Raw genomic sequence first — 23,848 nt, 5'->3', positions numbered from 1 at the left:
TTTAAGCACGAAGAGAACAAATCAGGAACACGATACGCCGACGTCCTTGTGGACGATTGTGACTCTCGACGCACGAACGCCGGCGGCCCGAAGGACCGCCGGCGGCCTGTCTTCACTCCCCCAAGGGACGGAGAATTTTCTCTCGTCAGCTCTCGGCCTGCCAGCCGCCGGCGAGGGCGCGGAACAGGGCGATCTGATAGGTGGTGACCAGGGCGTCGGACTGGGCCAGGGCGGCGTCGGCGGCGGCCTGGGTGCGTTCGGCGTCCAGCACCACCAGGAAGCTGTCGGCGCCGGCGTTGAAACGCTGACGCGACAGGATGGCGGCGCGGGCGGCCTGATCCCGCGCCTCGGTCAGGGCGGCGCGGCGGTCCAGTTCGTTGGCGTAGTTGCTGAGCGCCGTCTCGGTCTCCTGCAGGGCCGTCAGAACCGTCTGGTCGAAGGTCGCCAGGGCGGCGTCCGAGCGGGCGCCGGCGGCCTGGATCTGGGCGCGGGCGGCGAAGACGTTGGGGAAGGACCAGCTGATCAGCGGACCGAAGCTGAAGCGATAGTTCTGGTCGTCGCCCAGTTCGCTCGACTCCAGCGCCGTCGAGCCGAAGGAGCCGCCCAGGCTGATCTGCGGATAGAGGTTGGCGGTCGCCACGTTCACGCGGGCGGCGGCGGCGGCCAGATTGGCCTCGGCCTGACGCACGTCGGGACGACGCGCCAAGAGAGCCGCGCCGTCGCCGACCGGGATCGGCCGGCTGAGTTGCGGCGGCCGGACGCAAGCCGCGGCGGCCTGGTCGGCCTCGGCCGGGGTGCGGCCGGTCAGGGTGGCCAGGCGGAACAGGGCCTCGTTCCGCGACGCCCGCAGGGTCGGCAGGGTCGCCGCCGTCTGGGCCAGGGCCGCGCGGGCGCTGGCCACGTCCAGACCGGTGCCCGCCCCGCCGTCGAGCAGGGTTTGGGTCAGGTTGGCGGTGTTGCGCTGAAGCTCCAGCGTCCGTTCGGCCACCGCGATCTGGGCGTTGGCCGAGCAGACGTCGGCATAGGCGCGGGCCGTCTCGGCCGCGACCGAGACCTGGACCGTGGCAAGAGCCGCCTCGGCCGCGCGGGCGTCGGCGCGGGCGGCGCGGATGGTGGATTCCACCCGTCCGAACAGATCGACCTCGTAGCTGGCCGACAGACCGACGTCATAGGTGTCGATCTCGGGGGCGTCCTCGCCGGCGGGCAGGCCGGTGACGGTGGCGGCCGAGGCCCGGCTGCGCTGGGCCTGGGCGCTGGTGGTCGTGGTCGGGAAGCGGCCGACTCGGGCCTCCGACAGGGAGGCCCGGACCGCGCGCAGATTGGCGAAGGCGGCCTCCAGCTCGTTGTTCTCGGCGAAGGCCTGACGGATCAGGCCGTCCAGCGTCGGGTCGTCATACAGCCGCCACCAGTCGTCGCGGGCCGGGGTCGTGGCGGTCACGGCCGGATTGGCCGCGCCGATGAAGCCGCCGGTCCCCGAGGTCGGCAGAGCCGCCTCGGGCGCCTTGGGCCCGACCGCGCAGGCGGCGAGCAGGGCGCCGGCGGCTGCGGCGGTCAGGAAGCTGAGGGTCTTGGTGCGGGTCATCAGATGTCCCCTCCCCGACCCGTGGCCGGAGCCGGCGCATTAGGATCGGTCAGGCTGGAAGTTTGATCGTAACGGACGGTCTCGGCGCCGGTGGGCGTCGGCGTCTTGCCCTGCGGCAGTTTGGACGACAGCCAGCGGGTGACGACATAGAAGACCGGGGTGAAGATCAGGCCGAAGAAGGTCACCCCCAGCATGCCGGAGAAGACCGCCGTGCCGAGCGACTGGCGCATTTCGGCGCCGGGCCCGCTCGCCAGCATCAGCGGCACGACGCCGAGGATGAAGGCGAAGGAGGTCATCAGGATCGGGCGCAGACGGGTCCGGGCCGCGGCCACGGCCGCGTCGAACCGGTTCATGCCCTGCTCTTCTTCGGCCTGTTTGGCGAACTCCACGATCAGGATGGCGTTCTTGGCCGCCAGCGCGATCAGAACCACCAGGCCGATCTGGACCAGGATGTTGTTGTCCAGCCCCCGCAGGTTCACACCGATGATGGCGGCCAGCAGACACATGGGCACGATCAGGATGACCGCCAGCGGAAGCGTGAAGGCTTCATACTGGGCCGCCAGCACCAGGAAGACGAAGACCACGGCCATCAGGAAGATCATGGTCGCGCCCGAACCGGCCGCCTTCTGCTGGTAGGCCAGCTCGGTCCACTCGTAGGTGAAGCCTTGCGGCAGGGTGCTGGTCGCCATCTGCTCCATGACCTGCAGGGCCTGGCCGGAGGAGACCCCCATGGCCGGGTTGCCCTGCAGCTCGGACGCCGGGAACAGGTTGTAGCGGACCACGCGCGACGGGCCGGAGTCATTGACCAGATTGGCCACCGACCCGATCGGCACCATGGCCCCACTGGAGGAGCGGGTCTTCAGGTTGGCGATGTCGGCGATGTCGTCGCGGTACTGGGGCTCGGCCTGGGCGGTCACCCGATAGGTGCGGCCCAGAAGGTTGAAGTCGTTGACGTAGGACGAGCCCAGATAGACGCCGAGTGTGTCGAAGACGGCGCTGGGCTGGACGCCCATCATCAGGGCCTTGTCGCGATCGACGTCGGCCGAGATGCGGGGCGAGCCGGTGTTGTAGGTCGAGAAGACCTGGCTGACCTGATCCGGGGCCTGGGCGGCGGCGCCCATCATGGCGAAGGTCGCCCCCTCCAGCGCGCGGTAGCCGGCGCCCGAGGTGTCCTGGATCATCATCTTGAAGCCGTTGCCGTTGCCCAGACCCTGGACCGCCGGCGGGGCGATGACGAAGATCTGCGCGTCCTCGATCTGACCCGTGGCCTGGGTGATGGCCCCGGCCAGGGCGGCGGCGGCCTCTTCCTTGGAGCGTTCTTCGAAGGGATCGAGGCGCACGAAGATGGTGGCGGCGTTCGATCCGAACGAGAAGCTGGCGCCGTCCAGGCCCGCGAAGGCCACGGTGCCGTTGACCCCGTCGGTGCCCTCGATGATCTGACGGGCGCGGGTCATCACCGCCTCCGTCCGGTCCAGGGAGGCGCCGGCCGGCAGCTGAATCACGCCGATCAGGAAGCCCTGATCCTGTTCGGGAATGAAGCCCGAGGGGGTGTCGACCAGACGCCAGGCGGTCAGGCCCAACAGACCGGCGTACAGGATCAGCACGATGCCGACCGTGCGCACCAGACGCGCCGTCAGACGACCATAGCGGTCCGACAGCCAGTCGAAGCCCTCGTTGAACTTCCGTCCGCCCCAGCCGACGTAATAGACGGCGGTCCCCAGGACGCCGGGCTTGCGCACCGGGCCGTGGTCCTTGTCGTGCGGCTTCAGCAACAGGGCGGCCATGGCCGGCGACAGGGTCAGGGAGACGAACAGGGAGATGACCGAGGCCGAGGCGATGACCACGGCGAACTGGCGGTAGAAGATGCCCGGAATGCCCGGCACGAACATGGTCGGCACGAACACCGACACCAGCACCAGGCCGATGGCGATCAGGGCGCCCGAGACCTCCTGCATCGATCGATAGGCGGCTTCCTTGGGCGACAGACCCTCGCTGATCGCCCGCTCCACATTCTCGACCACGACGATGGCGTCATCGACGACGATGCCGACCGCCAGAACCAGAGCGAACAGGGACAGGGAGTTGATCGAATAGCCGAGCGCCAGCTGCACTGCGAAGGTGCCGACCAGGGCGACCGGGATGGCCACGATCGGAATGATGGCCGCGCGCCAGGTCTGAAGGAAGACCATGACCACGATCACGACCAGGACCACGGCCTCGATCAGGGTGTGCTGAACCGACTCAACCGAGGCGGCGACAAATTCGGTGGGGTTGTAGGGCACCGAGACCTGCATCCCGGCCGGCAGTTCGGCCTTGACGGCCTCGACCTCGGCCAGGACCCGATCGGCGGTGCCGAGCGCATTAGCGCCCGGCTGCTGCACGATGGCCAGGCCGACGCCGCGCTGGCCGTCAAAGAAGCCGCGAATGCCGTAGTCCTGGGCCCCCAGTTCGATCCGCGCCACGTCGCGCAGATAGGTGACACGGCCCTCGCTGTCGGTCTTCAGAACGACGTTGGAGAACTGGTCGGGATCGGTCAGACGGCCTTGGACCTGGACCGGCAGTTGGAAGGCCGAGGCGCTGTTCGGGAAGGGCGGCTGGCCGATGGAGCCGGCGGCGGCCTGGACGTTCTGGGCCCGCAGGGCGGCGACGATGTCCGGCCCGGTCAGGCCGCGCTCGGCCGCCTTGGCCGGGTCGATCCAGACCCGCATCGAATAGTTGCCGCCGCCGAAGACCTGGACCGCGCCCACGCCTTCGATCCGCAGCAGGCGGTCCCGCAGGGTCGAGTTGGCGTAGTTGCCGACATAGTCGTTGTTCAGCGAGCCGTCGGGCGAGGTCAGCCCCAGGATCATCAGGAAGCCGCTCTCGGCCTTGTTGACGACCACGCCGGTTTGGCGGACCGCCTCGGGCAGACGCGGTTCGGCCAGGGCCACGCGGTTCTGGACGAGCACCTGGGCGGCGTCCAGATCGGTGCCCGGCTGGAAGGTGACGGTGATCGCCACCGCCCCGTCCGAGGTGGACGAGGAGGTGATGTAGAGCATGTCCTCGACGCCGTTCACCTCCTGCTCGATGGGGGCGGCGACGGTCTCGGCCAAGGTTTCGGCCGAGGCGCCGGGATAGGCGGCGTTGATGGTGATCGTCGGCGGCGCGATCTCCGGATACTGCGACAGGGGCAGCAGCGGATAGGCGAAGACGCCGACAATGGTGATCACCACCGCGATCACGGCCGCGAAGATCGGCCGGTCGATGAAGAAGCGGGATATGTTCATGGCTTAGTCGCCGGTCGAAAGGCTGGTGGCGAACGAGGCGGTGGAGGCCGGGGCCGCCTGGGTGACCGGGGCGTCCGGCGCCTGTTGGGCGACGGGTTGGATCTTGCCGGTCTTGGGCGTGACCTTGGAGCCCGGCTGGGCGGCGCGTTGCAGGCCGGCGATGATGACGCGGTCGGTCGGGGCCAGACCCGACTTGATCACGCGCAAACCTTGGACGATCGGACCCAGTTCGACGGGCTTGGTCGTGACCGACCCGTCGGCGTTGACGACCGAGACGACGCGGCGCGCCTGATCGGTGCCGACGGCGGTGTCGGGCACCAGCAGGGCGTCATAGGAGCCGGCGCCGGCGACCTGGGCGCGGCCGAACAGGCCGGGCCGCAGGAAGCCGTCGGCGTTCGGCACAATGGCGCGCATGCGGATCACGCCGGACGAGGTGTCCAGGGCGTTGTCCGAAAAGTCCAGCCGGCCGGTGCGGGTGAAGCCGCTCTCGTCCTGCAGGCGGATGCGAACCGGGGAGCCCTGGCTGGCGCCGCCGTCTCGCATATATTTCAACAGCACCGCTTCCGAACCGTCGAAGACGAAGTGGATCGGACCGCCCGAGACGATGGTGGTCAGGACGTCGCCCGCCGAGGAGCCGCCGGCAACCAGATTGCCCGGATCGACGCGACGATCCGAGACCCGGCCCGAGGTCGGCGCCGTGACGCGGGTGTATTCCAGGTTCAGCTGGGCGGTGCGAACGGCGGCGTTGGCCGCCGCGAGATTGGCCTGGGCCGCATCGACCGCCGCCTTGTTGGCGTCATATTCGGCCCGGGAAACGGCCTGGGAGGCCAGCAGGGTCTCGCTGCGCGCCAGATTGGCGCGGGCCAGGGTCAGCTGCGACTGCATCTGGGCGACCTGGGCCTGGGCCTGGGCCAGGGCGGCCTGGGCGGGGCGCGGGTCCAGGGTGAAGAGCAGCTGGCCCTTCTGGACCATCTGGCCGTCGCGGAAATGGACCGCCTGGATATAGCCGCCGACGCGGGCGCGGACATCCACGCTCTCGATCGCTTCGAAGCGTCCCGTGAACTCGTCCCAGTCCACCACCTTCTGCTGCAGAGGCGTGGCCACCGTCACCGGCGGGGCGCCGCCGGGCGCCTGGCCCTCGGCCTTGGGGGAACATCCATAAAGCGCGCCCGTCACCATGACGGACACGGCCGCAATCTTCAGCCCGCGCATCTGCGCAATCTCCCTGTCGGAGGTAAATCCCTGTCGTGCGGATGAGGACCGGTGGGGAGCCGGCCTTGTCAACGCATGGTGACTTAATGGGTGGCGTCGTGACGCTTGTCAACAGGCGTTGACAAAGCCATATGGAGGCTACGGTTATTCATTCTGGAGTGTCGCCCCCTTGTTATGTCCCGGCCCCCGCCCGAGGAACGCCGCCGCCACCCGCACGGCCATCCTCGAAGCAGCACGCGACCGTTTCGCGGCCGAGAGCTATGACGATGTGGGCATGCGCGACATCGCCCGCGACGTCGGCGTCGATGCGGCCCTGATCAGCCGCTATTTCGGCTCCAAGGACGATCTGTTCCTGGCGGCCCTGGACAGCTGCAGCGACGGCAGCACCCTGATGTCGGGCGACAAGTCCGAGTTCGGCCGGCGCGTCGCCCACGAGATCGTCTTCGAGCCCAAGAAGGCTGAAAAGCTGAAGGGCATGGCGATCATGCTGCGCTCCATCGGCTCGAACAAGGCCGCTGAAATGGTTCAGAACACCTGCACGGCCCGCTTCTTCGGCCCGCTTGAGGAATGGATCAGCGGACCAGACGCCCGGGTCCGCGCCCGCCTCTTGGCCGGTTTCATCATGGGGATGTCGGTCAGCCGCGAACTGGGCGGCGGCAGTTTCAACATCGACCAGGCCGACTGCGAAAAGATGCGCGACCGCCTGGCCCCGATCCTTCAGGGCCTGATCGACGGCTGACCGTCCGCGCGGAATTGAAAAGGGCGCGGAGATGGCTCTCCGCGCCCTTTGTCGTGTCTGAAGACCGGCCTCAGTGCGAGACGGTGGTCGTCACCTCGGTCTTGGCCTTGGTGCGGATGCAGGCCACGGCGAAGATCGTCAGGCCGACATAGCCCAGCATCGGCACGACGAAGGCCGGCTGAAGCGCGCCGGCGGCGTCGGCGATGCGCGCCGCCACCTGGGGCAGCAGGGCGCCGCCGATGATGCCGAAGACCAACAGGCCCGAGGTGGCCGAGGTGGGGGCGGTGGACCGCTCCAGGGTCAGGGTGAAGATGGTCGGGAACATGATCGAGTTGAACAGGCCGATCGACAGGGCCGCATAGGCCGCCGTCGGTCCGCCGATCCGGCTGACGACGAAGCAGAGGACCGCCGCCGTCACGGTGCAGACCGCCAGGACGATTCCCGGCCGGACCTGGGTCAGGACGGCCGAGCCGATGAAGCGGCCGACCATGGCGCCGCCCCAGTAGAGGGCGACCATCTTGCCCGCAGTCTCGATGGGGGCGTTCAGGATTTCGGGGCTTTCCAGGAAGTTGGTCAGCATGCCGCCGATGGCCACTTCAGAACCGACGTAGAGGAAGATGGCCAGGGCGCCGAAGATGGCCCAGGGCGAAGACAGAGCCTTCAGCGGGGAGACCGCCTCGGTCGAGGCCGGCGCCGCCGCATTGATCTTCTTGCGGGCGGTGAAGATGAAGAAGGCCACCACGGCGAAGAAGGCGCCCATGCCCAGGAAGGCCATGTCGATGCTGCGCAGCGACTGGGTGCGGGTGGCGGCCGTGACCACGGCGCCGGCGGCGAAGACGCCGCCCGTCAACAGGACGTGCGACCCCAGCCACGGACCGACCGTGGTGCCCAGGGAGTTGAAGGCCTGGGACAGATTCAGACGGCTGGAGGCGCCCTTGGGCGCGCCCAGTTCAGCCACCAGCGGATTGGCCGCGACCTGAAGCAGGGTGACGCCCGAGGCGATGACGAACAGGGCGATCAGCACGCCCGGATACCAGTCGGCGGCCGTCGCGGCCGGCACGATCAGACAGCCCGCCACCATGACGACCAGGGCGCCGATGATCGAACGGCTGTAGCCCAGCCGGCCCAGCACCGCCGCCGCCGGCAGGGACATCAGTCCATAGGCGATGAACCAGGCGAAGGTCGTCAGAAAGGCCTCGGCATTGTTCAGATCGAACACCCGCTTCACCGCCGCGATCAGCGGATCGATCAGCGAGGTGGCGAAGCCCCAGGCGAAGAAGAGCGTGGTGACATAGGCGAAGGCCAGGTTTGTGCCCTGACGTCTTGCGGCCTCTGGTGCGGACATGAATATTCCCCCTTACGGATGATACGAAGACGCCGCGCTGTGCCCGCGCGGTTCTGGTCGCCTTGGTTCGGCCATAGCGGACGCGCCGTCCAGCGGAAAAAGGGCGCCTGTAACCAAACTTTGGCGCGCAGTGGGCCCACAGAAGAAAAAGGCCGCCTCGTTTCCGAGGCGGCCACAGTTTGCTCAGGGGAGAAATCAGAAGCGGTAGTTCATGCCCACCGCGAAGGTCCGGCCATAGCTCTGATAGTCGATGGTCCGGCGCTCATCGCCGTTTTCGAAGGTTTTGAACGGCTCGTCGGTCAGGTTGTTGACCTGGGCCAGGATCGACAGGCCCTCCAGCGGGCCGGACTGGAATTCGTAGCCGATCTGGGCGTCCACGACGGTTTCCGCCGCGACCGACCGCAGGGTGCGGCCGTTGCCGAAGCCGGCGACCTCGCCCAGGAAGTCCGACCGGTAGCGACCCGAGACCCGCGCCTGGAAGCCGTAACGCTCATAATAGAGGGTGCCGTTGACCACCGTCTCCGACAGGCCCGGCAGGGTGGTCGGGGCCTGGGTCGGGTCGGGCTGGACCTCGCTGTCGGTCGCCGAGGCGCTGAAGACGCCCCCGAAGCCCTCGAGCGCGGGGTGGAACAGGTCGAACGGAGCCGACACCGAGAACTCCAGACCCTTGATCCAGCCGCCGTCGCCGTTGTCCGGCGCACCGACCAGACCTTGGCGCAGAGCCGGTTCGGGGTTGGTCGGCGAGATCACGCCGATCGGATAGCCGCTGAAGTCGAAGATCTGGTTGCGGTTATAGACGTAGCTTTCGAGGTGTTTGTAGAAGCCGGCCAGCGAGACATAGCCTCGGCGGTTGGCGAAATACTTCTCGAACGACAGGTCCGCGACGTCGGCGATATAGGGCCGCAGTTCCGGATTGCCGCCGCCGCCGCCCCACGGCGAACGGTTGATGTCCGTCGATTGGGCCAGGCTGGTGTTGTAGCTGTAGTTCCGCGAGGCGCGCATGTCGTCCATCCGCGGACGCGCCAGGGTGCGCGAGACCGCAAAGCGGGCGAACATGTCGTCGCCGACCTCCAGGATGAAGTTGGAGCTTGGCAGGATCTCCAGATATTCCGCACCGCCGTTGACGGCGACCGTTTCAGCAACGCCGGGGCCCACCTGCCGCGCCGAGAAGCCGCTGGAGCTCTGATCCGTATAGACGAACTGCATGCCGACATTGCCGGTCAGGGGCATGCCGAACAGTTCGTGGTCGATGTTGGCGCGGATATAGGCGGTAGAGACCTTTTCGGTCACTTCCCAGTTGCCGGCGGCGACGTCGGCGTTGGGATTGCGAACCCGATCCAGCAGGCCGCTGTTGACCACGCCCAGGGCGTCATAGCTCAGCACCTGCGAAATGCCGAGATAGCCCAGGTCGGTCGGGGCCAGCAGATATTCCGACGGCACGAACAGATCGCCGCCGCCGGGGACGCCGATATAGTACTGGTCGTTGACGAAGCTCTTGTTGCGCTCGGTATAGTTCAGGCCGAAGTCGATGGAGCTGAACGGGCTCTGGTGCAGAGTCCGCTTGGCGGTGATGCGGGCCGCCTTCAGCTCGTCCTCGATCGAGGGCGTGTTCATATAGCCGACCTGGCCGCCCGGAATGACGTCCGAACCCCAGCCCTGGGCCGAGGTGATGCGGATCAGGCTGGCGTCGGCGTAGTCGAGCCGGCTGTTGAACCGGGTCACCCCGTCGTCGGTCAGTTCGAAGCCCAGGGTGTCCAGGGCGCCGTTGATGTTGCGGCCCGTCCCGGCGTTGGTCTCCAGGATGATGTCGTCACGCTCGACCTTCGAATAGCTGAGGTCCAGACCCAGGGTCCAATCGTCATTGGCGACGAATTCGGTATTCCAGCCCAGGGCGGTGATGTTGCTGTCGCGCTTGTTCAGGTCGTTGCGGACCACGCCCTTGATGTTGTCCCAGGTGCCGGCGACGATCAGGCCGTCTTCCACGGTGTAGCCGGGGCGCAGCGACGGCGCCGGACGGCAGACGGGCGAGGCGACGTTGACGGTGCAGTCGCCCGAAGAGCCGCCCCAGGCCAGCGGAAATTCGATGCCGCGCAGGACCTGGGTGTTCTTGAACTCGGAATAGAAGGCGTCGATCGTCGAATGGATGCGGTCGTTCGGGCGCCATTCCAAGACGCCCATATAGCCGTCGCGCTCCAGCTCCGAGGACATGACGTAGGGCTTGACGCCGCCGGTCAGCAGATTGCCGTCGGAATAGGTGGGATAGCCCCAGGCGTTGAACCGCTCGGACTGATAGGGCGAGCTCATATGGGCGTAGCCCAGGGCGACGCCCAGGGTGCCGTCCATGAACTGGTCGATGTAGGAGACGGTGTAGCGGTCGCCGCTGTCGGTCGTGCCCGAGTTCAGGGCGCCGATGTCGTTCCACTCATGCCGATAGTTCAGGGCGATTGCCTGACGGCCGTAGGCCAGGGGCCGCACGGTGCGCAGATCGACCGAGCCCGCCAGACCCTGACCCAGCAGGGCCGCATCCGGGGTCTTGTAGACGACGACGCTGCCCAGCAGTTCCGACGGGAACTGGTCGAACTCGACGCCGCGGTTGTCGCCGGTGGTGACCAGTTCGCGGCCGTTCAGCAGGGCGGTGGTGAAATCCGGGCCCAGGCCGCGGATGGAGATCTGCTGGCTGCGGCCGTCAAGGCGCTGCATCGTCACGCCGGGCAGGCGCGCCAGGGATTCGGCGATCGAGACGTCCGGCAGCTTGCCGATGTCTTCGGCGGAGATGACTTCGACGATCGAGGTGTTGTTGGCCTTGGCCGAGATCGAGGCCTCGATCGAGCGACGGATGCCGGTGACGACGATTTCGCCGACTTCGGTCGGCGCTTGGTCAGCCTGAGCGGCGGTGGTCGCGGTTTGAGCCTGCGCCGCCCCGACGGCGACGAAGGCGGCGGCGCCGACAGCAGCGCCCGACAGCAGGCGCACGCGCCGGTTAAGACGTTGAGACATGGTCATCCTCCCTGGGGCCGCCGCGATTCTGAATGTCGCAGCCGAAGCCTTCGCAAAAATATGCAAATGTTCGACAAGGTTGCAAGCCGTTAATGTGGACGACGCATTTTCGTCGCACACGCCGAGGCCGCGAAAGCCCCATATACGCGGATTTACGGATCGATACGGCCAAGCTGTCGCTGCATCGCAGCATTCTAATCCGCGTTGACAGGCAGGGCTTGGGCTGCAAAATCTTGCAAATCGATCTGGAAGGCTTTGCACTTTTCAGACAGGAGGACCGACAGGATGAGCCTTGCCCCCCGCAAGACGAACCGCGCCCGCGCCTTAGCCGCAGCGACGGCTCTGATGGCGAGCCTATCGGCCCTGCCCTTTCAGGCCCGCGCCGAGACCCCGGCCGCGTCGCCTGCAGCCGCCGCCCTGACGGCGCTGCGTCAGCGTCCGCCACAGGACGAGGTCATTTACTTCCTGCTGCCCGACCGGTTCGCCAACGGCGATCCCTCGAACGACCACGGCGGCTACACCCCCGAGCGGCTGAAGAGCGGCTTCGATCCGTCGGACACCGACTTCTACCACGGCGGCGATCTCGCCGGAGTGACGCAGCGGCTGGACTATATTCAGGGCCTGGGCGCCACCGCCGTCTGGCTGGCGCCCGTGTTCAAGAACAAGCCGGTGCAGACGCACAACGGCTACACCGGCGCGGCGCACCACGGCTACTGGATCACCGACTTCACGGCCGTCGATCCCCATTTCGGCGACGAGACGGCGATGCGGGCCCTGGTCGATGCGGCCCATGCGCGGGGCATGAAGGTCTATCTGGACATCGTCGCCAACCACACGGCCGACGTCATCCGCTACCGCGAATGCCCGGACCGGCCGTGCGAATACCGCAGCCGGGCCGACTATCCCTACACCCGCCGCGGCGGGGTGGACGGGGCGGCGATCAACGCGGGCTTCGACGGACGGGACTTCTCGCGCCTGACCCGGCCCGACTACGCCTACACCCCCTATGTCCCGGCGGGCGAAGAGAACGCGAAGGTCCCGGCCTGGCTGAACGACCCCATCCGCTATCATAACCGGGGCGACAGCACCTTTGCGGGCGAAAGCTCGCTGGACGGGGATTTCGCCGGTCTGGACGATTTGCTGACCGAAGACCCCGTCGTGGTCCAGGGCATGATCGACGTCTTCGGCGGCTGGATCGACAAATACGGGATCGACGGCTTCCGCATCGACACCGCCCGCCACGTGAACCCCGAGTTCTGGCAGGCCTTCATCCCCGCCATGCTGGAGCGGGCGCGGGCCAGGGGCATTCCGAACTTCCACATCTTCGGCGAGGTCTATGACCCCGACCCGGCGGTGACGGCGCGGTTCACGCGGGTGGACGCCTATCCGGCCGTGCTGGACTTCCCCTTCCAGAAGACGGCGGTGGAGGTCGCATCCGGCAAGACGGGGACCGACGCCCTGGCCCGACTGTTCGCCGCCGACGCGATCTACGCCAAGGGCGCCGAGACCGCCGCCGTCTTGCCGACCTTCCTGGGCAATCACGACATGGGCCGGGTCGGCTTCTTCGTGAAACAGGCCAATCCCGACGCCGACGAGGCCGAGATCCTGGCCCGGGTGAAACTGGCCCACGCCCTGATGATGTTCAGCCGCGGCGTGCCGACCCTCTATTACGGCGACGAACAGGGCTTCGCCGGCGCCGGCGGCTATGGAAACTCGCGCCAGGACATGTGGCCCAGCCGCACCCAGGTCTATGCGGCGGAACAGCCGATCGGCGGACGGCAGGCGCCCTATTCCACGACAGCGCCCCTCTACACCGCCATCGCCGAAATGGCCCGAATTCGCGCCGCTGATCCCGCCCTGCGCCGGGGCCGACAGGTCGTCCGAGCGGCGGGCGACGCGCCCGGGATCTTCGCCCTGTCCCGCCTGGATGAAGCCGGCGGGGAGACCCTGGTCCTCTTCAACAGCTCGACCGCCGAGGTGACGGCCCAAGTCGAGGTGGAGCCCGGTTCGCTGCGGTGGCAAGCTGTGCGCGGCGACTGCGAATCCCAGGCCTCGGCGCCGGCCAGCTACGCCGTCCGCATTCCTCCTCTCGACTATCTGATCTGCAAGAGCACGCCCCAGTGAACGCCCACAGCCTCGACCTCGCGACCGCCGCCCAGCCGGCGACCGCCCATCACGAATGGTGGCGGGGCGCCGTTCTGTACCAGATCTATCCACGCAGTTTCGCCGATGCGAACAACGACGGGGTCGGCGATCTGAAGGGGATTACGGACCATCTGGATCACGTCGCCTCGCTGGGGGTGGACGGCATCTGGCTGTCGCCCTTCTTCACCTCGCCGATGAAGGACTTCGGCTATGACGTCGCCGACTATTGCGACGTCGATCCGATCTTCGGAACCCTGGCCGATTTCGACGCCCTGGTGGCGCGCGCCCATGCGCTGGGCCTGAAGGTCGTGATCGACCAGGTCTTCTCCCACACCTCGGACGAGCACCCTTGGTTCCTGGACAGCCGAGCCTCGCGCTCGGGCCCGCACGCCGACTGGTACGTCTGGGCCGACGCCAAGCCGGACGGATCGCCGCCGTCGAACTGGCAGTCGGTGTTCGGCGGCCCGGCCTGGACCTGGGACGCGCGGCGCGGCCAGTACTATATGCACAACTTCCTGGCCTCGCAGCCGCAGCTGAACGTCAGGAACCCCGAGGTCCAGGACGCCCTGATCGCAGCGGCGCGCTTCTGGCTGGACCGGGGCGTCGACGGCTTCCGCCTGGACGCCATCAACTTCTCCATCCACGACCTGAAGCTGACCGACAATCCGCCGATCAAGGACGGCAAGAAGCGCACCCGGCCCTTCGACTTCCAGGACAAGATCTACAACCAGAGCCAGCCGGAGATCCTCGGCTTCCTGAACCGGATCCGCGCCCTGACCGACAGCTATGAGGGGCGGTTCACCGTGGCCGAGGTCGGCGGCGATCACGCCGATCGCGAGATGAAGGAATACACCGCCGGGACCGATCGCCTGCACTCGGCCTATGGCTTCCTGTATCTGTACGCCGACACGCTGAAGAGCGAACTGGTCGCGCGGGGCGAGACCATGTGGCCGGATCAGCAGGGCGAAGGCTGGCCGTCCTGGACCTTCTCCAACCATGACGCGCCGCGCGCCGTGTCACGCTGGGCGCAAGGGCGGGACCGCAAGGCCTTCGCCGAGATGGCCCTGATGCTGCTGGTCTGCCTGCGCGGCAATGTCTTCGTCTATCAGGGCGAGGAGCTGGGCCTGCCCCAGGCCGAGGTGCCGTTCGAGCGGCTGGTCGATCCCGAGGCCATCGCCAACTGGCCCGAGACCCTGGGCCGCGACGGCGCCCGCACCCCCATGCCCTGGCATGCGGATCAGGCCAACGCCGGCTTCTCGACCGTCGAGCCCTGGCTGCCGGTCGACGCCCGCCATCTGCCGCTGGCGGTGGATGCGCAGGAGGCCGACCCGGCCGCGACCCTTCACGTCGCGCGGCGGATGATCCGGCTGCGTCATCAGCACCCGGCCCTGCGCTTCGGCGGCATGATGCCGATCAAAACCTCGGACCTGCTGGTGTTCGAACGCCAGGAGCGCGGCGGCGGCGGAGAGCGGCTGCTGTGCGTCTTCAACCTGGGTCACGCGCCGGTCGACTGGAGCCCGCCCGCCGACGCGACGCGGATCGAGGCGATCAACTGGACCGAGGCCGACGGCGCCGCCCTGCCGCCACTCGCCGGACTGGTCTTCAGACTGGCATGAACCGGTCAGCCGCCACAGGTTTCGCGCACGATCAGATCGGTGGGCACCCGTTCCGACCGACCGGCCGTCGCGCCCCCGTGGTCCAGCAGTTTGGACACCATCAGCCGTCCGGCCTTCATCGTGTCCTGGGCGATGGTGGACAGGGCCGGGCGCGAATAGCGGCTGAAGGGCACATTGTCGAAACCGATCACCGAGACGTCGCCGGGCACGGTCAGCCCGGCGTGTTCCAAAGCCCGCACGGCGCCCAGGGCGATCTGGTCGGAGGCGGCGACCACCCCGTCGAACCTGACTCCCCGGCGCACGAGGGCGTCCACGGCGGCCTCGGCGGACTCGACCTCGAAATGGGCGGGGACGATCAGTTCGGCGTCGACCGACAGGCCCGCCGTCTCCAGCGCCTCCAGATAACCGCGGTGCCTCTGCATGGCCTCAGGCGGATCCAGATCGCCCAGGAAGACGATGCGCGTCCGCCCCAGCCGCGCCAGGTGCGCCGTCGCGCGGCGGCCGCCCGAGAAGTTGTCCGAGCCGATCGAGCAATAGTCCTGCTCCGGCAGGTCGGCGCCCCAGACCACAAACCGATGATCTCCCGCCGCCAGTCGGTTGAAGGCGCCGTGCAGGCTGGACTGGCCCAGGAAGATCACGCCGTCCGCACGACTGGTGTTCATCGCCGCCGCCAGCTCGTCATAGGTGGCGGGCGAGATATGGCTCATCAGCAGGTCGCAGCCGCGTTCGCGCGCCGCCTCGCCCACCCCGGCCAGCAGCTCCAGGAAGAAGGGGTCGGAGATCCGACCTTCCCGTCCTTGGGGTCGCGGCGTCACCAGGGCGATGGTGCCCTGAGCCCCGATCGGACCGGCGGGCATGTAGCGGCGGAACGGATAGTCGTGCTCCTTCGCCAGCTTCCAGATCAGCTGTTTGGTGCGGTCGTTGACGGCGGGGCTGTCGTTCAGCGCCCGCGAGGTAGTGGCGACGGAGACGCCGGCCAGGCGCGCGATGTCTTCAAGTCGGGTTGTCTTGCGGCTCAAGGTCGCGGGTCCTCAGCACAGGCTTTCGAGCCTGCAAATTTTTCTGCAAACGTTTCAGCCACCGTTCGCAGCGGTTGGCAAGAGGCGGCGTAACGGAGTTCACAGATGAAGCGCAGATCCTTCCTGGCCCTCGGCGGCGCCTCGATCCTGGCCTTCGGCGCGACGGGCGTTCGCGCCCAGACCGCGCCGACCCACGCCCGCGCCAGTTCGCCCGGCGGCGTCCTGACGGTCGAGGCCTTTACCGACAACGACGGGCGGCCGATGTATGCGGTGCTGCGTCAGGGGCGGATGGTCGTGGCCCCCTCCAAGCTCGGCTTCCTGCTGACCGACGCCCCCGCCCTCGAGCGCGGCCTGGCGATCACGGCCGGTCAGCCCGTGACCTTCGACGAGACCTGGGAACAGCCCTGGGGCGAGCGCCGCTTCATCCGCAACCATTACAACGAGTGGCGGGTCCGCTACGCCGAGACCGGCGGCCTGCAACGGCGCGTCGATGTCGTCTTTCGCCTGTATGACGACGGCCTGGGCTTCCGTTACGAATTCCCGGACCAGCCCGCCCTGAAGACGGTCCGCATCGGTTCGGAGATCACCGAGTTCAATCTGGCCGAGGACGGCGAGGCCCTGTGGTGCCCGGCCTGGGAATGGAACCGCGAGGAATATCTCTACAGCCGCACCCCGATCAGCGCGGTCGGCAGCGCCCAGACGCCGATGACGGTCAAGGGACGGTCGGGCCTGCACGTCTCGATCCACGAGGCCGCCTGCATCGACTACGCCGGCATGAATCTGCGCCGGTCTGAGGAAACCAGGTTCCGCGCCCAGCTGACGCCGGGCCTGACCAACGCCGCCGTGGTGCGCCAGGCGCCGTTCAACACCCCCTGGCGGACCCTGCAGATCTCGGACAGCGCCGCCGGCCTGATCGAGTCCAGCCTGATCCTGAACCTGAACGAGCCCAACAAGCTGGGTGACGTGTCCTGGTTCAAGCCGATGAAATACGTCGGCGTCTGGTGGGAGATGCACCTGGAGCTGAAGAGCTGGAACTCCGGCCCCAAACACGGCGCCACCACCGAGAACGCCATCAAACACATCGACTTCGCCGCCAAGCACGGCCTGGGCGGGGTCCTGGTCGAGGGCTGGAACAAGGGCTGGGACGGCCAGTGGTTCGCCAACGGCTCGGACTTCAGCTTCACCGAAGCCTATCCCGACTTCGACATCGAGGCGGTCTGCGCCCACGCCCGGTCCAAGGGCGTCCAGCTGATCGGCCACCACGAAACCGGCGGCAACGCCTTCCACTATGAGCAGCAGCTCGAACCGGCCATGGCCCTGTACGAGCGGCTGGGCGTCCATTCGGTCAAGACCGGCTATGTCGCCGACGCAGGCGGCGCTCGCGTCGCCGGGCCGGACGGCCGGATGGTGATGGCCTGGCACGAGAGCCAGGCCATGGCCCAGCACCATATGAAGGTCGTCGAGGCGGGCGCGCGCCACAAGGTGGCGATCAACGCCCACGAGCCGTTCAAGGACACCGGCCTGCGCCGCACCTATCCGAACATCATCAGCCGCGAGGGTCAGCGCGGCATGGAGTATTCGGCCTGGGGCAATCCGGGCAATCCGCCCGAGCACGAGCCGAACCTGGTCTTCACCCGCCTGCTGGCCGGCCCGATGGACTATACGCCCGGCATCTTCGGCATGGAGACGCGCAGCCCCGGCGGAGTCCAGACCACCTGGGCCAAACAGCTGGCCCTCTATGTCGTCATCTACAGCCCGATCCAGATGGCCGCCGACCTGCTGGTCAACTACGAGGCCAATCCCGGCCCCTTCCAGTTCATCAAGGACGTGCCGGTCGACTGGGCCGAGACCCGCGTGCTCGCGGCCGAGATGGGCGACTATGTCGCCATAGCGCGCAAGGATCGAGCGTCGGACGTCTGGGCCCTTGGGGCCATCACCGACGAGCATCCGCGTGTGCTGAAGGCTCCGCTGGACTTCCTGGACCCCGGCCGCCGCTACCGGGCCGAAATCTATCGCGACGGGCCGGACGCCGACTATCGCGGCAAGCGCGAGGACATCGTCATCGAGCAGCGCGAGGTCACGTCGGCGGACGTTCTGACCCTGGCCCTGGCGCCCGGCGGCGGCCAGGCGATCCGGTTCGTGCCGTTCGGGCGGGGGCGGCGGTGATGGGCGACTTTCAGATCCTCTCCCGCTTGCGGGAGAGGTGGCCCGTCGATCGCGCAGCGATCCAGGGTCGGAGGGGGAAGTCTTCTGAGGAAAGAAGACGCTTCCCCCATCGTCAGGCGTGTCGCTTCGCGCCACGACCTGACACTTCCCCCGCAAGCGGGGGAAGATCATGACCCTCCTCTCCCGCCGCCCGCGCCTGTCCGGCCTGGCGATCTGGAACATGTGCGTCGGCTTCTTCGGCATCCAGATCGGCTTCGGCCTGCAGAACGCCAACACCAGCCGGATCTTCCAGACCCTGGGCGCCGAGGTCGACAGCCTGGCCATCCTCTGGATCGCCGCCCCCCTGACGGGTCTGTTGGTCCAGCCCCTGGTCGGCCATTTCAGCGACAAGACCTGGACCCGGTTCGGGCGTCGCCGCCCCTATTTCCTGGTCGGGGCGATCCTGACCACCCTGGCCCTGATCGCCATGCCCAACAGCCCCGGCCTGTGGTTCGCCGCCGCCATGCTGTGGATCATGGACGCCTCGATCAACATCACCATGGAGCCGTTCCGCGCCTTCGTCGGCGACAATCTGCCGGAGGAGCAGCGCACCGCCGGCTATGCGATGCAGAGCTTCTTCATCGGCGCAGGGGCGGTCTTCGCCTCGGTCCTGCCCTGGCTGCTGTCGAACGTCTTCGGCGTGGTCTCGACGGCTGAGGCGGGCGTCGTGCCCCTGTCGGTCAAGATCGCCTTCTACGTCGGCGCCGCCGGCCTGTTCACGGCCGTGCTGTGGACGGTGCTGAGCACCCGCGAATACAGCCCCGAACAGCTCGCCGCCTTCGAACGCGCGCGCCTTGAAGCCCTGGGCGCCGCCCCGGCAGACGATGCGCCGGAGCCGCCGGCCCGCAGCGTGCGGGGCTGGATGGGTTCGGGCCTGGTCTGCGCCGTTCTGGGGGGGCTCGGCCTGGTGCTGATCGCCGCCTTCGATCTGGAGAAGGAGCTGCTGGTCCTGGCCGGCTTCTTCGTCGGCTTCGGCCTGTTGCAGATCGCAGTGGGCCTGATGCAGCGCCGCCGCATCGCCAACGCCGTGACCGAGATCCTGAACGACGTCTATCGCATGCCCCAGACCATGCGCGACCTGGCGGTGGTCCAGTTCTTCAGCTGGTTCGCCCTGTTCGCCCTGTGGATCTACACCACCGCCGCCGTGACCAGCGTCCATTTCGGCACGGCCGACACCACCTCGGCCGCCTACGCCGCCGGGGCCGACTGGGTGGGGGTTCTGTTCGGGGTCTATAACGGGGTCGCGGCCCTGGCGGCCTTCACCCTGCCGGTTCTGGCCAGGCGGATCGGCCGCAGGGCGACCCACGCCCTGATGCTGGCGCTCGGCGCGGCGGGTCTGTTCGGCGTCTTCCTGATCCGCGAGCCGGGCCTGCTGTGGTTGCCCATGGTCGGGGTCGGCTTCGCCTGGGCCTCGATCGTCTCCATGCCCTACGCCATCCTGTCGGCGGCTGTGCCGGCGCGGAAGATGGGCGTCTATATGGGCGTGTTCAACATCTTCATCGTCGTGCCCCAACTGCTGGCGGCCACGGTGCTGGGCCTGATTCTGAAGCACTTCTTCAGCGGCCAGGCGATCTGGGCCCTGGTGCTGGGCGCCGCCTCCTTCCTGCTGGCGGCCTTCAGCGCCCTGAGGGTGCGGGAGCAAAGGGCGTGAACCGCCGCGCGCTCCTGGCCCTGGCGGCCGCCCTGCCCTTCGCCGGCGCCGCACGGGCGCAGACGGCGGCCGGTCGTCTGATCCTCCACGAGGCCGTGAGCTCGGCCCATGTGAAGGCGAGGAACGTCTCCGTCTGGCTGCCGCCCGGCTATGAGGCGTCGGATGCGGCCTATCCCGTCCTCTACATGCACGACGGACAGAACCTGTTCGATCCCTCGACGGCCAACTTCGGCGAATGGGGGGTGGACGAGCATCTGACGCGGCTGATCGCCGGCGGTCAGGTGCGCGCCCCCATCGTGGTCGGCGTCTGGAACACGGATCTTCGCCTGCGGGAATATGTCCCGGCCGATCTGATCGCGGCCCTGCCCGAGGACATGCGCGGCGATGTTCAGGCCGTCTATGGCGGCCCGCCCCTGTCGGACGGCTACATCCGCTTCCTGACCGAAGAGCTGAAACCCTTCGTGGACCGGACCTACCGCACCCTGCCCGGCCGCGAGGACACCCTGATCAGCGGCTCCAGCATGGGCGGGCTGATCTCACTGTACGCGGTGATGAAACGGCCGGACGTCTTCTCCGCCGCCGCCTGTCTGTCGACCCATTGGCCGCTGCGGGTCACAGGTCTGGACGGCCCAGGCCTGGAGGCCTGGCGCGAACGTCTGGTCGCCGCCTGGACCGGGGTGATCGAGCGCGGCCTGCCGGCGCCCGGCGCGAACCGCTTCTACTTCGACCGGGGCGATGAGACCCTGGATCAGTTCTACGCCGCCTTCCAGACCCAGGTGGACGCCGTCTTCCGCCGTCGCGGCTACGGCCCCGGCGATTTCCAGAGCCTGGTCTTCCCCGGCGCCCAGCACAATGAGGCCTCGTGGAACCAGCGGCTGGACGTTCCCCTGAGCTTTCTTCTTTCCCCCGCCCCCACGCGCAACCCGTGAGGACCACAATGCGTCACTTCCGTTCCTTCTGCCTCGCCGGCGCCGCCGGCCTGGCGCTCGCCTCGGCCGCCTCGGCCCAGTCCGGGATCGCTCCGGGCGCGCCGGGTGATCCGCCTACCTGGTCCAGCGCCGCCAAGACCGGCGCCGGGGCCTCCTATGAAGCCTATGTCGACGGCCAGTACCGTGACGGCGGCCCGACCGGCGCGGTGTCGAAGGTCTGGTTCTCCATCGCCGACGGCGTTCTGACCGAAACCATGTACGGCCTGATCCACGAGGCCCAGATCAAGGCGCTTCGCTTCGCCGTCGTCACCCCTGACGGCCTGGCTGTGGAGGGCGCCGACACCACCGAGCAGACCGAATATCTGCATACGGACGCCCAGGGCCGCCCCCTGTCGCCGGCCTATAGGGTCACCACGCGCGACAAGGCCGGCCGGTTCGAAATCGAGAAACGCATCTTCACCGACCCGGACCGCAACGCCCTGGTGCTGCGGGTCAAGATCACGGCCCTGAGCGGAGAGGCCACGCCCTATCTGCTGCTGGAGCCGCACATCGCCAACACCGGCGTCGACGACCGGGGTCAGGTCACGCGCCAGGCCTTCCATGCCTGGGAAGGCGACACCCATCTGGTGCTCAAGCCGAGCCGTCCGTTCGACAAGGCCGGCGTCGGCTTCGTCGGCGCCTCGGACGGTCTGACCGACCTGAAGGACGGCCGGATGGACTGGACCTACGCCTCCACCGGTGAGACGGCGGGCAATACGATGATGACGGGCGCCCTGCCGCGCCTGCGTCAGGGGCAGAGCCTGACCCGCGATTTCGTGATCGGCTTCGGCTCCAGCGAGGCCCAGGCCCAGGCGGCGGCGGACGGCGCCTTTGCGACCGGCCTGGACGAGGTCCTGGCCCGGTTCAACGGCGAGAGTGATCGCATCGGCTGGGAGGACTATGTCGCCTCCCTGACCGAACTGCCGCGCATCGCCGAACAGGCGACGGACGGCGGCAAGCTGGCCTACGCCTCGGCCCTGATGCTGAAGGTGCAGGAGGACCGCACCCATGCCGGCGCCCTGATCGCCTCCCTGTCCAACCCCTGGGGCGACACGGTGGACGCATCGAAATCTTCGACAGGCTACAAGGCCGTCTGGCCGCGCGACTTCTATCAGGTAGCCATGGCCCTGGCGGCGCTGGGCGACAAGGAGACGCCGCTGGCGGCCTTCAACTATCTGCCCCAGGTCCAGGTCGGCCCGGACACGCCCGGCAATACCGGCGTCGGCGGCTGGTTCCTGCAGAAGACCCATGTGGACGGAGAACTGGAATGGGTCGCGGTCCAGCTGGACCAGACGGCCATGCCGATCATGCTGGGCTATCGTCTGTGGAAGCTGGGCTGGCTGTCCGACGCCCAGATGGCCGACCACTATCGTTCGATGCTGAAGCCGGCGGCCGACTTCCTGGTGGACGGCGGCAAGATCGGCCTTCTGTGGAACGACGCCGAGATCAAGCCGCCCTTCACCCAGCAGGAGCGCTGGGAGGAGCAGCAGGGCTATTCCCCCTCCACCACCGCCGCCGTGGTGGCCGGGCTGACGGTCGCGGCCGAAATGGCGCGCGCCTCGGGCGATGCGGCGGGAGCGACCCGCTATCAGCTCGCCGCCGACAGCTACGCCTCCAAGATCGAAGAGCGGATGTTCACGACCAGCGGCGACTTCGGCGACGGCCGCTATTTCATCCGCATCACTCGGAACGAGAACCCGAACGACAAGGCCCCGATCGGCGCCGCCAACGGCCAGATCGCGCCCCAGGAGGACCGGGTCGTGGACGGCGGCTTCCTGGAACTGGTCCGCTACGGGGTGCGCAAGGCCGACGATCCGCACATCGTTTCGACCCTGCCCGTCTATGACGATCAGAGCCTGGAGGACCTGTACCGGGTCCGCTACGACTTCGGGCCGGAGGGCGACCAGACGCCGGGCTGGCGCCGCTACGGCGTCGACGGCTATGGCGAGGATCATGTCACGGGCGCCAACTATGGCGTCGGCGGGCAGATGAGCCCTGGTCAGCGGGGTCGGGTCTGGCCCTTCTTCACCGGCGAGCGCGGCCACTATGAGCTGGCCCGCGTCAGCCTGAACGGCGCTCCGTCCGCCGCCGACATCGCCGCCATCCGCCAGACCTATGTGCGCGGCATGGAGCGGTTCGCCAATGACGGGCTGATGCTGGCCGAACAGGTCTGGGACGGGGTCGGCGAGCCGACCGCGCGCGACTACGCCCTGGGCCAGAACACCGACTCGGCCACGCCCCTGGCCTGGACCCATGCCGAATATCTGAAGCTGCTGCGGTCCTTGGCCGACGGCAAGGTGTGGGATCGGTACGAGCCGGTCGAAAGCCGCTACGCCCGCTGATACGAAAAAGGCCCCGGAGCCAGTGCTCCGGGGCCTCGTTTTTGACCGAAGACGGGCTCAGTAGGTCAGCTTCAGACCGACCACGAAACGGTCCCCGGCCACGGGCACGCCGTCCACGTCCGTGTCGTAGTAGCGCGCATCCGCCGACAGATTCTCCGTCAGAGCATAGCCGATCCCGGCGTTCCAGGTCAGATAGTCGTCGGACACGTCCAGCCATTGCTGACCCACGGCGCCGGAAATCGTCCACTTGTCGGCGGGCGAGAAGGCGGCGTTGACCTCGGCGTAGGTCGCTTCCTTATCCGCCGCGCCGAAGAAGTCGGGCGAATAGTAGACGGCGGCGCCGAAGGTGGCCGGGCCCACGGCGCGCGAGGCCGCAGCCTTGAACTCCGCATAGTTGTAGTCGGCGCCGTCCGGTTCGCCCGCATAGAGGTAGCCGATCACGCCGAAGTCCAGGGCGAAGCCGGCCGCCTCGGTGCGGTAGCCGCCATAGACGTCGACTTCCGCGTCGGTGTCGTCGCCGAAATCAACGTTTGAGGCCCAGGCGCCGGCATAGAAGCTGCCGGCCGTCAGATCGACGCCGCCCTGGATGGCGGGATCTTCGTTGGTCTGGCTGTAGCCCCGGAAGACATAGTCGCTGGTCACGCCGACATTGAAGGCCACCTTGGCGTCCTGAGCCGAGGCGGGCGCGGCCAGGCCGGTCAGCCCCAGAGCCAGGGCCGCAGCGGCGGCCGTACCGAACAGTTTCATTCTCATTATCTATC

14 protein-coding genes are annotated in these 23,848 nt (G+C 67.9%); 7 read left to right on the top strand and 7 right to left on the bottom strand.

Annotated elements, in window-relative coordinates; genetic code table 11:
• Positions 1-145: 145 nt before the first annotated feature.
• The 3 genes from JL11_RS06470 to JL11_RS06460 are packed head-to-tail and all read right to left on the bottom strand — an operon-like array spanning position 146 to position 6,060.
• Positions 146-1,582, bottom strand: a complete 1,437-nt coding sequence (locus JL11_RS06470; RefSeq protein WP_054764937.1) for an efflux transporter outer membrane subunit — start codon at positions 1,580-1,582, stop codon at positions 146-148.
• The gene (locus JL11_RS06465) at positions 1,582-4,848 is read right to left on the bottom strand and encodes an efflux RND transporter permease subunit (RefSeq protein WP_054764936.1); all 3,267 of its coding nucleotides are present in this window, start codon (positions 4,846-4,848) and stop codon (positions 1,582-1,584) included. The genes JL11_RS06470 and JL11_RS06465 overlap by 1 nt, the downstream gene beginning before the upstream one ends.
• A 3-nt stretch (positions 4,849-4,851) precedes the next feature.
• Complete coding sequence (locus JL11_RS06460; protein WP_054764935.1) at positions 4,852-6,060, bottom strand: efflux RND transporter periplasmic adaptor subunit; 1,209 nt, start codon at positions 6,058-6,060, stop codon at positions 4,852-4,854.
• 118 nt (positions 6,061-6,178) lie between these two features.
• Between JL11_RS06460 and JL11_RS06455 the strand changes: the two genes are divergently transcribed.
• Entirely contained in the window at positions 6,179-6,799 is a 621-nt protein-coding gene (locus JL11_RS06455; protein ID WP_335337464.1) for a TetR/AcrR family transcriptional regulator, read from the top strand.
• 70 nt (positions 6,800-6,869) lie between these two features.
• Here JL11_RS06455 and JL11_RS06450 read toward each other — a convergent pair whose 3' ends face one another.
• Together JL11_RS06450 and JL11_RS06445 are read right to left on the bottom strand one after the other, a co-directional pair.
• Positions 6,870-8,144: a sugar MFS transporter gene (locus JL11_RS06450; protein WP_054764933.1), complete on the bottom strand. Its 1,275-nt coding sequence runs from the start codon at positions 8,142-8,144 to the stop codon at positions 6,870-6,872.
• A 195-nt stretch (positions 8,145-8,339) separates the two neighbouring features.
• The gene (locus JL11_RS06445) at positions 8,340-11,141 is read right to left on the bottom strand and encodes a TonB-dependent receptor (protein ID WP_197273349.1); all 2,802 of its coding nucleotides are present in this window, start codon (positions 11,139-11,141) and stop codon (positions 8,340-8,342) included.
• A gap of 285 nt (positions 11,142-11,426) precedes the next feature.
• Between JL11_RS06445 and JL11_RS06440 the strand changes: the two genes are divergently transcribed.
• Both JL11_RS06440 and JL11_RS06435 read left to right on the top strand, forming a co-directional pair.
• Positions 11,427-13,265, top strand: coding sequence for an alpha-amylase family glycosyl hydrolase (locus JL11_RS06440; RefSeq protein WP_082382622.1), 1,839 nt, complete (start codon positions 11,427-11,429; stop codon positions 13,263-13,265).
• The gene (locus JL11_RS06435; RefSeq protein WP_054764931.1) at positions 13,262-14,902 is read left to right on the top strand and encodes an alpha-amylase family glycosyl hydrolase; all 1,641 of its coding nucleotides are present in this window, start codon (positions 13,262-13,264) and stop codon (positions 14,900-14,902) included. Before JL11_RS06440 ends, JL11_RS06435 begins: the two co-directional genes overlap by 4 nt.
• 5 nt (positions 14,903-14,907) lie before the next feature.
• On the opposite strand, the gene JL11_RS06430 is transcribed toward JL11_RS06435, so the two are convergent.
• Positions 14,908-15,921: a LacI family DNA-binding transcriptional regulator gene (locus tag JL11_RS06430; RefSeq protein ID WP_008264064.1), complete on the bottom strand. Its 1,014-nt coding sequence runs from the start codon at positions 15,919-15,921 to the stop codon at positions 14,908-14,910.
• Positions 15,922-16,026: 105 nt separating this feature from the next.
• Here JL11_RS06430 and JL11_RS06425 point away from each other — a divergent pair, with 105 nt between their 5' ends.
• The 4 genes from JL11_RS06425 to JL11_RS06410 all read left to right on the top strand — a co-directional run bounded on the left by JL11_RS06425 (position 16,027) and on the right by JL11_RS06410 (position 23,087).
• Complete coding sequence (locus JL11_RS06425) at positions 16,027-18,087, top strand: glycoside hydrolase family 97 protein (protein ID WP_054764930.1); 2,061 nt, start codon at positions 16,027-16,029, stop codon at positions 18,085-18,087.
• A gap of 169 nt (positions 18,088-18,256) precedes the next feature.
• Positions 18,257-19,777: an MFS transporter gene (locus JL11_RS06420; protein ID WP_054764929.1), complete on the top strand. Its 1,521-nt coding sequence runs from the start codon at positions 18,257-18,259 to the stop codon at positions 19,775-19,777.
• Positions 19,774-20,706 (top strand): alpha/beta hydrolase, encoded by a 933-nt coding sequence (locus JL11_RS06415; protein WP_054764928.1) that lies wholly within the window; start codon positions 19,774-19,776, stop codon positions 20,704-20,706. Before JL11_RS06420 ends, JL11_RS06415 begins: the two co-directional genes overlap by 4 nt.
• A gap of 8 nt (positions 20,707-20,714) precedes the next feature.
• Entirely contained in the window at positions 20,715-23,087 is a 2,373-nt protein-coding gene (locus JL11_RS06410; protein WP_054764927.1) for a glucan 1,4-alpha-glucosidase, read from the top strand.
• 57 nt (positions 23,088-23,144) lie between these two features.
• Here the strand turns inward: JL11_RS06410 and JL11_RS06405 are convergent, their stop codons facing one another.
• On the bottom strand, positions 23,145-23,834 hold the full coding sequence (locus JL11_RS06405) for a TorF family putative porin (RefSeq protein WP_054764926.1): 690 nt from the start codon (positions 23,832-23,834) through the stop codon (positions 23,145-23,147).
• Positions 23,835-23,848 lie beyond the last annotated feature (14 nt).

Origin of the sequence: Brevundimonas sp. DS20, assembly GCF_001310255.1 — a bacterium.
GTDB classification, from domain to species: Bacteria; Pseudomonadota; Alphaproteobacteria; order Caulobacterales; family Caulobacteraceae; genus Brevundimonas; species Brevundimonas aurantiaca.
Note: the sequence above shows the minus strand (reverse complement) of the source record. Positions and strands in the feature narration are given on the sequence as shown.